The organism is Pseudomonas fluorescens, from assembly GCF_002022275.1.
Classification (GTDB): Bacteria; Pseudomonadota; Gammaproteobacteria; order Pseudomonadales; family Pseudomonadaceae; genus Aquipseudomonas; species Aquipseudomonas fluorescens_AJ.
The window spans coordinates 15,548-27,122 of sequence record NZ_MSDF01000013.1; the positions used below are offsets into that span (position 1 = coordinate 15,548).

Here is an 11,575-nt window from a genome sequence, read left to right on the forward strand (position 1 = left end):
ACCTGCCTGGCATCGTACTGAGCGCCCGGTCAGCGATGGGCGAAGCGGGCATTTGATAATTGTTTGCATTTGAACGTCAAGGCACTTAAGGATTGATATGAAGTTTCTCTGCCCCTCCGATACCCTCGCGCCAGACAGCAGCCGCGGTTTCGAGATCGACGGTTGCAAGCTCTTGGCCGTGCGTCGAGAAGGCGTGGCCTACTTCTATATCAACCGTTGCCCCCATCGCGGCATCCCGCTGGAATGGCAGCCCGACCAGTTCCTTGACGCCAGCGCCAGCCTGATCCAGTGCGCCACCCATGGCGCGCTGTTTCTGATCGAAAGCGGGGAATGCATTGCCGGCCCATGCGCAGGCCAAAGCCTCATCGCCCTGCCCGGCCGCGAAGACGAACAGGGGCTGTGGGTGGAACTCTAGTCGCCCATCACGACTTCCAATCGACGGTCGACGAAAATTTCCTCCGGCGTTACGCGCACACCGTAGGCCAACACTTCCACACCCGCCGCCTTGGCTTCACGCAAGGCGGCGGCGTATCCGGCGTCGATTTCCACCGCCGGGCGCACCGCCTCGATACCCGACAGGTTCACGCAATACAGCTGCACCGCCCGCACACCGTCGCGCGCCAAGTGCGCCAACTCGCGCAAATGTTTGGCGCCGCGCTGGGTCACCGCGTCGGGAAACGCCGCCACCGCCGAGCCGTCGAAACCCAAAGTCACACTCTTGACCTCCACATACGCCGCGCCGTGGGGGTAATCCAGGCGAAAGTCGATGCGGCTTTTTTCCTGGCCATAGGGCACTTCGCGCTTAAGCGCCGTAAAACCGTTGAGCTCGGTTATCACTCCGGCGCGTAACGCTTCCTCGACCAGTTGATTGGCGCGCGCGGTGTTGACGCACGCGAGTCGGCCTTGCGGCGTCTCGGCAATTTCCCAGGTGCCTGGCAGCTTGCGCTTGGGGTCATCGGAACGGCTGAACCAGACCTGACCGCCTTCCACCATGCAGTTGAGCATCGACCCTGTGTTCGGGCAGTGAATGGTCAGCAATTCGCCGGTAACGGTTTCGATATCGGTGAGAAAACGCTTGTAACGGCGAATCAGCCGCGCTTCTTCAAGGGGGGGATGAAAACGCATCAGGCTTGCCAACTCCGCAAACCACGGGCGATGCGTTCCACCGCCTGCTGTAGCCGGTCGATATTTTGCGTGTAGGCAAAGCGCACATGGTGGCCCGCCTGAAAGCGCCCGAAATCCAGCCCGGGCGTAAAGGCCACGTGTTCGGTTTCGAGGAAGTGCTGGCAGAACGCGAAGGCATCACCGCCGAACGCGCTGATATCCGCGTACAAATAGAACGCACCTTCGGGCTCCACCGCGATGCCGAAACCCAGCTCGCGCAAGGCCGGCAACAGGAAGTCACGACGACGACCGAATTCGGCGCGGCGCTCTTCGAGAATACTCAGGGTTTGCGGGGTAAAACAGGCCAACGCGGCGTACTGAGCCATGCTCGGCGCGCTGATATAGAGGTTTTGCGCCAACTTCTCCAATTCGCCCACGGCGGCAGGTGGCGCGATCAGCCAACCCAGGCGCCAGCCGGTCATGCCGAAATACTTCGAAAAACTATTTAAGACGAAGGCATCGTCGTCGACTTCCAGCACGCTCGCGGCATCGGTGCCATAAGTGAGGCCGTGATAAATCTCGTCAACTACCATGTGGCCATTACGCGCCTTGATTGCGCTCGACAACCCGGCTAACTCATCACGCGTGAGGAGGGTGCCGGTGGGGTTGGCCGGGGACGCGACCAGCGCGCCCACGCTGTCTTCGTTCCAGTGCCTGGCCACCAGGTCGGCGGTCAACTGATAGCGCACGTCCGGGCCGACCGGCACCAGTTGCGCCGCGCCCTCCACCAGCCGCAGGAAGTGGCGATTGCAGGGGTAGCCCGGGTCAGCCAACAGCCAATGTTTGCCCGGATCGACCAGCAGGCTGCTCGCCAACAGCAAGGCGCCAGAGCCTCCGGGGGTGATCAGGATGCGCTCGGGATCCACGTTCAGGCCGTAACGCTGCTGATAAAACCCACTGATGGCCTCACGCAACTCGGGCAAGCCGCGGGCCGCGGTGTAGCGAGTCTTGCCATTGGCCAGCGCCGCCTGGCCCGCCTGAATGATCGGCTCGGCCGTGGTGAAATCCGGCTCGCCGATTTCCAGGTGGATCACGTCATGGCCGGCCGCTTGAAGCTCATTGGCGCGCGCCAGCAACGCCATGACATGAAAAGGTTCGATGGCGCGACTGCGCGCACTGTAGGGCTGGGCCATTAGCCTTCCTTAAGCATGAGGACAAAATCAGGATTCTACCGAACCCGCGCGGTAAAACATGTTCTATTGCCTGCCCGGCCACTCAAGCGGCCCGGGCAAGCGCGCGCAAAACGACTAAAATCAACACTCGAGGCGTTTCATGTCCAGCCATGGCGGGCTGTTGCAGTTTGCAACCCCGGCATGATGGCCCCTCGACAACCGGGAGTGGCGCACCCCGAATCTATCTGGTAAGTTCGCCCGCTTGCAGCCGCAGGGCCGGCAGGTGTCGGTGACGTTGCAATCCTGCGCAATGGATTAGAAGAGTGAGAGGCGGTCTATTCATGTCCACCCAAGCAAAGCAACAGCAGCAGAGCCTCAGTGGCTTCACACCTTACGTCGAAGCGAAGGGTGAGGAGTACATGGGCAAGCCCATGCGCCAGCACTTCACCAAGATCCTGCAAAAGTGGAAGCAGGACTTGATGCAGGAAGTCGACCGTACGGTTGACCACATGAAGGACGAAGCCGCCAACTTCCCGGACCCGGCAGACCGTGCCAGCCAGGAAGAGGAATTCGCCCTCGAACTGCGCGCCCGTGATCGTGAACGCAAGCTGATCAAGAAAATCGACAAAACGCTGCAACTGATTGAAGACGAAGAATACGGCTGGTGCGAATCCTGCGGCGTCGAGATCGGTATCCGTCGCCTGGAAGCCCGCCCAACCGCGGACCTCTGCGTAGACTGCAAGACCTTGGCTGAAATCAAGGAAAAACAGGTCGGCAAGTAATCCCTGCCTATCTGACCGAATGGGGCGTGCAAACGCCCCATTTTTGTTTCTGGCGTTTACCGATTTTCCAGTAGTATCCGGCCCATGACAGCCTCTACCTATATCGGGCGTTTCGCCCCCACGCCCAGCGGCCATTTGCATTTCGGCTCGCTGGTTGCCGCCCTCGCCTCCTACCTCGATGCCCGCGCCAACAATGGCTGCTGGCTAATGCGCATGGAAGACCTCGACCCACCCCGCGAAGAACCTGGTGCCCAGGCGGCGATCCTGCACGCCCTGGAAAGCTATGGCTTCGAGTGGGATGGCGAACTGGTCCGACAAAGCGAGCGGCATGAGGCCTACGCAAAAGTGCTGAACGACCTGTTCAACCACGGCCTGGCCTACGCCTGCACCTGTTCGCGCAAACAACTGGAGCCGTACAACGGGGTTTACCCCGGCCTGTGCCGCAATGCCGGTCACGATCAGCAGGATGCGGCCATTCGTTTGCGTGTTCCGGAGCTTGAGTACCACTTTACCGACCGCGTGCAAGGCGAATTCCGACAACACTTGGGGCGCGACTCAGGCGATTTTGTCATTCGTCGGCGCGATGGCCTCTATGCCTATCAGCTCGCCGTGGTGCTCGACGACGCCTGGCAAGGCGTCACCGATATCGTGCGCGGCGCCGACCTGCTCGACTCCACGCCGCGCCATCTGTATTTGCAAGAGCTGCTGGGCCTGCGCCAACCGCGCTACCTGCATGTGCCGCTGATCATCCAGCCGGACGGTAACAAGTTGGGCAAGTCCTACCGTTCCCCACCGCTGACACCTGACCAGGCCACGCCTTTGCTATTGAGAGCCTTGCGCGCCCTCGGCCAGCAGCCCGGTGATGAACTGCTATACGCCAGCCCGCGAGAACTGCTGGATTGGGGCATCGGGCACTGGGATGCCGGCAAGATCCCGCGCACACTCACGCTGGCCGAAGCGCAATTGAGCTGAAGGCGCTTGCAGCTTCGCCGCCATCCGTTACCATCGCCGCAGTTTTTTAATCAGAGGCCAACATGTACATCTATCGATTGGTCCTGCTGCTGGTCGTCGGGATCTACCTGTTTTCCCCCGCCATCATGGATTGGTGGATCGACGCCACGGGCGCCTGGTACCGCCCGTATCTGCTGTGGCTGATATTGATCGTCGTGACCTTCATCCTGCAGAGCCAAAAAGATGCCGATGAGCTTTAGCCTCACCCAGATGCTGCTGATCAGCGCCGCCTACCTGGCGGCGTTGTTCGGCGTCGCCTGGATCAGTGAGCGCGGAATGATTCCGCGGGCGATCATTCGCCATCCGTTGACCTACACCTTGTCCCTCGGCGTTTATGCCAGCGCATGGGCGTTTTACGGCACGGTGGGCCTGGCCTACCAGTACGGTTATGGTTTTCTGTCCAGCTACCTGGGTGTTTCCGGGGCTTTTCTGCTGGCGCCGGTGCTGCTGTATCCGATCCTGAAAATCACCCGCACCTATCAACTGTCATCCCTGGCGGACTTGTTTGCCTTCCGCTTTCGCAGCACCTGGGCCGGCGCGCTGACCACCATCTTCATGCTGATCGGCGTGCTGCCCTTGCTGGCGCTGCAAATCCAGGCCGTGGCCGACTCCATCAGCATCCTGACCCGAGAGCCCGTGCAGCATCGCGTGGCCCTGGCGTTTTGCGCACTGATCACCCTGTTCACTATTTTCTTCGGCTCGCGCCATATCGCCACCCGTGAAAAACACGAAGGCCTGGTATTCGCGATTGCCTTTGAATCGGTGATCAAACTGATCGCCATCGGTGGCGTCGGCCTGTATGCGCTGTACGGCGTGTTCGACGGTCCACAACAACTTGAGCTGTGGCTGCTGCAAAACCAGACCGCCCTCGCCGCATTGCACACGCCACTGCAAGAAGGCCCCTGGCGTACCTTGCTGCTGGTGTTCTTCGCTTCGGCGATTGTGATGCCGCACATGTACCACATGACCTTCACTGAAAACCTCAACCCGCGCTCGCTGGTCAGCGCCAGCTGGGGCTTGCCGCTGTTCCTGTTGTTGATGAGCCTGGCGGTGCCGCTGATCCTGTGGGCAGGCCTGAAGCTCGGCGCCACCACTAACCCTGAATATTTCACCCTCGGCATCGGCATTGCCGCCAACAGCCCGGCCCTGGCGATGCTGGCCTATGTCGGCGGGCTGTCGGCAGCCAGCGGGTTGATCATCGTGACCACCCTGGCCCTGTCGGGCATGGCACTCAACCACTTGGTGCTGCCGCTGTACCAGCCGCCGGCCGAGGGCAATATCTACCGCTGGCTGAAATGGACCCGCCGCGCGCTGATCGTTGCGATCATCATGGCCGGTTACGGTTTCTATCTGTTGTTGGGCGCCGGGCAAGACCTGGCCAACCTTGGCATCGTCGCATTTGTCGCCACGTTGCAGTTCCTGCCGGGCGTGTTGTCGGTGCTGTACTGGCCGACGGCCAATCGCCGTGGCTTTATCGCAGGGTTGCTGGCAGGGATTCTGGTGTGGATTGTCACCATGCTGTTGCCGCTGGTCGGCAACCTGCAAGGGTTCTACATCCCGCTGCTGAACATGATCTACGTGCTGGACGACACCAGCTGGCACATGGCGGCGATCGCGTCCCTGGCCGCCAACGTGTTGATGTTCACCCTGATCTCGCTGTTCACCAACGCCAGCCCGGAAGAAACCAGCGCCGCTGAAGCTTGCGCGGTGGACAACGTGCGCCGCCCGCAACGCCGCGAATTGCATGCGGCCTCGCCTCAGGAATTCGCCACGCAACTGGCCAAGCCTCTAGGTGCAAAAGCCGCGCAAAAGGAAGTCGAACAAGCGCTGCGCGACCTTTACCTGCCCTTTGACGAGCGCCGCCCTTATGCGTTGCGTCGCCTGCGTGACCGTATCGAGGCCAACCTGTCCGGCCTGATGGGGCCAAGTGTGTCCCAGGACATGGTGGAAACCTTCCTGCCCTATAAGGCTGGCGGCGAAAACTATGTGACCGAAGATATCCACTTCATCGAGAGCCGGCTGGAGGATTACCACTCACGCCTCACCGGCCTCGCCGCCGAACTCGACGCCCTGCGCCGCTACCACCGCCAAACCCTGCAGGAATTACCGATGGGCGTGTGCTCCCTGGCCAAGGATCAAGAGATCCTGATGTGGAACAAGGCCATGGAAGAACTCACCGGCATCGCCGCGCAGCGGGTGGTGGGTTCGCGCCTGAACACCCTGGGCGACCCGTGGAAAGAACTGTTGCAAGGTTTTATCAACCTGCCCGACGAGCATTTGCACAAACAACATTTGGCCCTCGATGGCCAGACCCGCTGGCTCAACCTGCACAAAGCCGCCATCGACGAGCCACTGGCCCCCGGTAACAGCGGCCTGGTGCTGCTGGTGGAAGACCTGACCGAAACCCAGATGCTCGAAGACAAGCTGGTGCACTCCGAGCGACTGGCAAGCATTGGCCGCCTGGCAGCGGGTGTGGCCCATGAAATCGGCAATCCGATCACCGGTATCGCCTGCCTCGCGCAAAACCTGCGGGAAGAGCGCGAAGAGGACGGCGAAATCACCGAAATCAGCGGGCAGATCCTCGAGCAGACCAAGCGCGTTTCGCGCATCGTGCAGTCGCTGATGAGCTTTGCCCACGCGGGCGCCCATCAGAATCAGGACGAAGCAGTGTGCCTGGCCGAAGTGGCGCAGGATGCCATTGGGCTGCTGGCGTTGAACCGGCGCAATTTCGAAGTACAGTTCTTCAACCTGTGCGACCCGGACCATTGGGTGGACGGCGACTCACAACGCCTGGCCCAGGTATTGATCAACCTGCTGTCCAACTCCCGCGACGCAACGCCCGCCGGCGGCGCGGTACGGGTCAAGACCGAGGCTTTCGAGCACACGGTCGACCTGATTGTTGAGGATGAAGGCAGCGGCATTCCACAGAACATCATGGACCGATTGTTCGAACCCTTCTTCACCACCAAGGATCCGGGTGAAGGTACCGGTCTGGGCCTTGCACTGGTCTATTCCATCGTTGAAGAGCATTATGGACAAATCACCATCGACAGCCCGGCTGACACCGAAAGCCAACGCGGCACCCGTATTCGGGTGACCTTGCCGCGTCATGTCGAAGCGACGTCCGCTGTGAACTGAGACCGTCGAGAGAATTGAATCAATGCCGCACATTTTGATCGTCGAAGACGAAACAATTATCCGCTCTGCCTTGCGTCGCCTGCTTGAACGGAATCAGTACCAAGTCAGCGAAGCCGGCTCGGTGCAGGAAGCCCAAGAGCGATTCAGCATTCCCACGTTCGACCTGATTGTCAGTGACTTGCGCCTGCCTGGCGCACCCGGCACCGAGCTGATCAAGCTTGGCCAGGGCACTCCGGTGCTGATCATGACCAGCTACGCCAGCCTGCGCTCGGCCGTGGACTCGATGAAGATGGGCGCGGTGGACTACATCGCCAAGCCTTTCGACCACGACGAGATGCTCCAGGCCGTGGCGCGCATCCTGCGTGACCGTCAGTCGGCCGGCACTGCGCCTGCCGAGCAGCGTCCTGCCGGCAAGGCCGCCGACAAGCCGGGCGCTGACAACAGCAATGGCGAGATCGGCATCATCGGCTCCTGCCCGCCGATGCAGGACCTGTACAGCAAGATCCGCAAGGTCGCACCGACTGACTCCAATGTGTTGATCCAGGGCGAGTCCGGCACCGGTAAAGAACTGGTGGCCCGTGCCCTGCACAACCTGTCCAAGCGCGCCAAGGCACCGATGATTTCGGTGAACTGCGCGGCCATCCCTGAATCCCTGATCGAGTCCGAGCTGTTCGGCCACGAGAAAGGCGCGTTTACCGGTGCCAGCGCCGGGCGTGCGGGTTTGGTGGAAGCCGCAGACGGTGGCACCTTGTTCCTCGACGAAATCGGCGAGCTGCCTCTGGAAGCCCAGGCGCGGTTGCTGCGCGTGCTTCAGGAAGGCGAGATTCGCCGTGTCGGCTCGGTGCAGTCGCAAAAGGTCGATGTGCGCCTGATCGCGGCCACCCACCGGGACTTGAAGAGCCTGGCCAAGATCGGCCAGTTCCGTGAAGACTTGTATTACCGCTTGCACGTGATCGCCCTCAAGTTGCCTGCCCTGCGTGAGCGTGGCGCTGACGTCAACGAGATCGCGAGCGCGTTCCTGCTGCGCCAGAGCGCGCGTATCAACCGCACCGACCTGAAATTTGCCCCGGACGCCGAGCAAGCCATTCGGCATTACTCGTGGCCAGGTAACGTGCGCGAGCTTGAGAATGCGGTTGAACGTGCGGTCATTCTGTCGGAGAGCCCGGAGATTTCCGCCGAGCTGCTGGGTATCGACATTGAGCTGAGCGATCTGGACGACGATGACTTCATTGGCCTGGCCCCACAGCAGGGCGGCGGTAGCAATACCAGCCATGAGCCGACGGAAGATTTGTCACTGGAAGATTACTTCCAGCATTTCGTCCTGGAGCATCAGGACCACATGACCGAAACCGAGCTGGCTCGCAAGCTGGGCGTGAGCCGTAAATGCCTGTGGGAACGGCGTCAGCGCCTGGGCATTCCACGGCGCAAGACCGGGGTTGCCAGCGAGAGTTGAGGGTGCGCCCCCACAGGTAACTCCCCCAGATGTGAAAAAACTGTTACCGCGCAATTTTCGCGTAACAAAAGCCGGGGCTTACGGTAACGAAGCCCCGGCTTTTTTTCGCCTTGCGAAAAGCCGAAAACCCTCCAAACCCCCGCTTTTGCTGGTCGGCACAAAAGTTGGCACGCACCCTGCTATATGCTTAGTACAAAAACAATAACAAGCTTTGTACCAGACAATAAAAATAAGACGAATCGACTCACGCATAACAAAAACAACACGGCGGAGGCGCAGCTAACTGATTCTTTTGGAGAGGCGTTGCATTTGGGGCTTGCCCCGCAACCAGGCCGAGAACAACAAAAACTGCCCTAAGGCAGAGCCTGAACTGGTTGGATCGTAGATCAGCAACACAGCGACCAAAGCAATCCGTTTGCTCTTGGCTCCCGATTGGGAGTGTCATGAAGGTGAAGCTTCATGGCGAGGGCGATCAACAAAAACAAGAAGCCCGCAATTAATAATAAAAAAAGAGCACGCAACTACTTCTGGGGGAGCTTCGGCTCCCCTTGTAGTTTCTGCGATTTGGCAACAACAATTCATCGTTTTAAGCTTATGGCGCAAGGCCTGCAGCTTGTTCCTACACCATCCCCTGACTAAATGCTAGAATCCCCGCCCATCATGCGGTCATTCTTCGTTATGGCCGAACATTCCTTCAAACAGTGCATCCCATGCTGAAGAAGTTGTTCCAGTCATTCCGTTCCCCCTTGCGTCGTACGCAACACATTCGCAGCACGCCTGAAGTGCTTAACAGCAATCAGCATTCATTGCAGCGCGCTCAATTCAGCCGTTATGCGGTGAACATCGTCGAACGTTTGCAGAACGCCGGCTACCAGGCTTATCTGGTGGGCGGCTGTGTACGTGACATGCTGCTCAACATTACGCCGAAGGATTTCGACGTCGCCACCAGTGCCACGCCTGAGCAAGTGCGTGCCGAATTCCGCAACGCGCGGATCATCGGCCGTCGCTTCAAGCTGGTACACATTCACTTTGGTCGCGAAATCATCGAGGTCGCGACCTTCCGCGCCGGCCATCCGCAAAACGATGAAGAGGAAGACACCAATCAGTCTTCCCGCAACGAGAGCGGCCGCATCCTGCGTGACAACGTTTACGGCACCCTGGAAGAAGACGCGCAACGCCGCGACTTCACCATCAACGCCTTGTATTACGACCCGGTCAGCGAGCGCATCCTCGACTACGCCAATGGCGTACACGATATTCGCAACAACCTGATTCGTCTTATCGGCGACCCGACGCAGCGCTACCAGGAAGACCCGGTGCGCATGCTGCGAGCCGTGCGGTTTGCCGCCAAGCTGAATTTCGGCATCGAGAAGCACACCGCCGCACCGATCCGCGAGCTGGCACCGATGCTGCGGGAAATCCCGTCGGCACGCCTGTTCGAAGAAGTGCTCAAGCTGTTCCTCTCGGGCTACGCCGCCGATACCTTCGAAATGCTCGTCGACCTGCAGTTGTTCGACCCCCTGTTCCCGGCCAGCGCCGAGGCACTGGAATACAACCCGACGTACACCCACACCCTGATCAGCGAAGCGTTGATCAATACCGACCTGCGCATCAAACAGAACAAACCGGTGACCCCGGCGTTCTTGTTTGCCGCCCTGTTGTGGCCAGCCCTGCCAAAACGCGTACTGCGCCTGCAAGACCGCGGCATGCCGCCGATTCCGGCCATGCAGGAAGCAGCGCACGAGCTGATCGCCGAACAGTGCCAGCGCATCGCCATTCCAAAACGCTTCACGATGCCGATTCGCGAGATCTGGGACATGCAGGAGCGCCTACCACGCCGCAGCGGCAAACGCGCCGACCTGCTGCTGGACAACCCGCGCTTCCGTGCCGGCTACGACTTCCTGCTGCTGCGCGAAAGCGCCGGCGAGCAGACCGACGGCCTGGGCGAGTGGTGGACCGATTACCAGGACGCCAATGACAGCCAGCGCCGCGACATGATTCGCGACCTCGGCAGCAAAGGTGATGGCGAAAGTGCCGGCCCGAAAAAACGTCGTCGCAGCTCCGGCAGCAAGCGTAAGCGCAGCGCCGATGCCTCGGGCGCAGTGGGCGAGTAAACGTGGAACGTATCTACATCGGCATGGGCAGCAACCTGGCTGCCCCGGACAGGCAATTGCGCAAGGCCGTCGAGGCGCTGGCGCAATTGCCGGGCACCACCCTCACCGGGGTGTCTGCGTTTTATCAAAGTGACTCCCTGCTCCCCGGCCAGCCGCGTTACACCAACGCGGTGGCGGCACTGGACAGCAGCCTGGCGCCACTCGACCTGCTGGATGCGCTGCAAGCCATTGAGAACGATCAGGGCCGCGAACGCCTGGAGCGCTGGGGGCCACGTACTCTGGACCTGGATATCCTGCTGTTTGGCGATCGCCTGATCGACGAGCCGCGCCTCAAGGTGCCGCACTATCAAATGCACCTGCGGGCGTTTGTGCTTTATCCCCTTGCAGAACTGGCGCCTGCCAGCCTGAAATTGCCCAACGGCCAGACGCTCAGCGAACAGTTGGACGCGTGCCCGTTTGTCGGCCTGGAACGCCTGCCCATTGCCTGACGCAATTCCCCTGTGGGAGCGGGCTTGCCCGCGATAGCATCACCCCGGTTTGCCTGATAGACCGAGTCGCCGGCATCGCAGGCAAGCCAGCTCCCACAGATGAATAATCCTGTCGTGAATAGCTGATCAAATACGGCTGAATCGCATCAGTAACAGCGGTAACACCCCCCTCGTAACAATGCGGTAACACATCCAATTGACTTCCCTCGTCCTCATCACGACTATAGGCGTCCCGCTGCCGCCAACCCGGCGCTAAAGGGCGCAATCCAGGCCTTATAAGCACTGCTATCAAGACGGTGCGCCTGTATAAACG

At 60.3% G+C, this 11,575-nt stretch carries 10 protein-coding genes; 8 read left to right on the forward strand and 2 right to left on the reverse strand.

Annotated features, from left to right (window positions below; translation table 11 throughout):
* Positions 1-97 precede the first annotated feature (97 nt).
* Positions 98-415, forward strand: a complete 318-nt coding sequence (locus BFW87_RS06580) for a Rieske (2Fe-2S) protein (protein WP_078739124.1) — start codon at positions 98-100, stop codon at positions 413-415.
* On the opposite strand, the gene sfsA is transcribed toward BFW87_RS06580, so the two are convergent.
* Together sfsA and BFW87_RS06590 are read right to left on the reverse strand one after the other, a co-directional pair.
* The gene (sfsA, locus tag BFW87_RS06585; RefSeq protein ID WP_078739125.1) at positions 412-1,125 is read right to left on the reverse strand and encodes a DNA/RNA nuclease SfsA; all 714 of its coding nucleotides are present in this window, start codon (positions 1,123-1,125) and stop codon (positions 412-414) included. The two genes, BFW87_RS06580 and sfsA, sit on opposite strands and share 4 nt — an antisense overlap.
* Positions 1,125-2,297, reverse strand: a complete 1,173-nt coding sequence (locus BFW87_RS06590; protein WP_078739126.1) for a pyridoxal phosphate-dependent aminotransferase — start codon at positions 2,295-2,297, stop codon at positions 1,125-1,127. The genes sfsA and BFW87_RS06590 overlap by 1 nt, the downstream gene beginning before the upstream one ends.
* A gap of 320 nt (positions 2,298-2,617) precedes the next feature.
* Between BFW87_RS06590 and dksA the strand changes: the two genes are divergently transcribed.
* The 7 genes from dksA (at position 2,618) to folK (ending at position 11,262) form a co-directional block, all read left to right on the forward strand.
* A complete protein-coding gene (dksA, locus tag BFW87_RS06595) occupies positions 2,618-3,058 on the forward strand; it encodes an RNA polymerase-binding protein DksA (protein WP_026083092.1) in 441 nt (146 codons plus the stop codon).
* An 84-nt stretch (positions 3,059-3,142) separates the two neighbouring features.
* On the forward strand, positions 3,143-4,030 hold the full coding sequence (gene gluQRS / locus BFW87_RS06600; protein WP_078739127.1) for a tRNA glutamyl-Q(34) synthetase GluQRS: 888 nt from the start codon (positions 3,143-3,145) through the stop codon (positions 4,028-4,030).
* A gap of 62 nt (positions 4,031-4,092) precedes the next feature.
* The gene (locus tag BFW87_RS31415) at positions 4,093-4,269 is read left to right on the forward strand and encodes a hypothetical protein (protein WP_003176118.1); all 177 of its coding nucleotides are present in this window, start codon (positions 4,093-4,095) and stop codon (positions 4,267-4,269) included.
* A complete protein-coding gene (locus BFW87_RS06605; RefSeq protein ID WP_176159719.1) occupies positions 4,253-7,207 on the forward strand; it encodes a sensor histidine kinase in 2,955 nt (984 codons plus the stop codon). Before BFW87_RS31415 ends, BFW87_RS06605 begins: the two co-directional genes overlap by 17 nt.
* 22 nt (positions 7,208-7,229) lie before the next feature.
* Complete coding sequence (locus BFW87_RS06610; RefSeq protein ID WP_078739129.1) at positions 7,230-8,660, forward strand: sigma-54-dependent transcriptional regulator; 1,431 nt, start codon at positions 7,230-7,232, stop codon at positions 8,658-8,660.
* Between the two features lie 710 nt (positions 8,661-9,370).
* The gene (locus BFW87_RS06620; protein ID WP_078739131.1) at positions 9,371-10,774 is read left to right on the forward strand and encodes a polynucleotide adenylyltransferase PcnB; all 1,404 of its coding nucleotides are present in this window, start codon (positions 9,371-9,373) and stop codon (positions 10,772-10,774) included.
* 2 nt (positions 10,775-10,776) lie between these two features.
* Positions 10,777-11,262: a 2-amino-4-hydroxy-6-hydroxymethyldihydropteridine diphosphokinase gene (gene folK, locus BFW87_RS06625; protein WP_078739132.1), complete on the forward strand. Its 486-nt coding sequence runs from the start codon at positions 10,777-10,779 to the stop codon at positions 11,260-11,262.
* Positions 11,263-11,575: the final 313 nt, after the last annotated feature.

Coding starts and splice junctions, on each gene's coding strand:
- dksA (WP_026083092.1), top strand. CDS start 2,618: ATGTCCACCCAAGCAAAGCAACAGCAGCAGAGCCTCAGTGGCTTCACA.
- BFW87_RS06620 (WP_078739131.1), top strand. CDS start 9,371: ATGCTGAAGAAGTTGTTCCAGTCATTCCGTTCCCCCTTGCGTCGTACG.
- BFW87_RS31415 (WP_003176118.1), top strand. CDS start 4,093: ATGTACATCTATCGATTGGTCCTGCTGCTGGTCGTCGGGATCTACCTG.
- BFW87_RS06580 (WP_078739124.1), top strand. CDS start 98: ATGAAGTTTCTCTGCCCCTCCGATACCCTCGCGCCAGACAGCAGCCGC.
- gluQRS (WP_078739127.1), top strand. CDS start 3,143: ATGACAGCCTCTACCTATATCGGGCGTTTCGCCCCCACGCCCAGCGGC.
- sfsA (WP_078739125.1), bottom strand. CDS start 1,125: ATGCGTTTTCATCCCCCCCTTGAAGAAGCGCGGCTGATTCGCCGTTAC.
- BFW87_RS06605 (WP_176159719.1), top strand. CDS start 4,253: ATGCCGATGAGCTTTAGCCTCACCCAGATGCTGCTGATCAGCGCCGCC.
- BFW87_RS06590 (WP_078739126.1), bottom strand. CDS start 2,297: ATGGCCCAGCCCTACAGTGCGCGCAGTCGCGCCATCGAACCTTTTCAT.
- BFW87_RS06610 (WP_078739129.1), top strand. CDS start 7,230: ATGCCGCACATTTTGATCGTCGAAGACGAAACAATTATCCGCTCTGCC.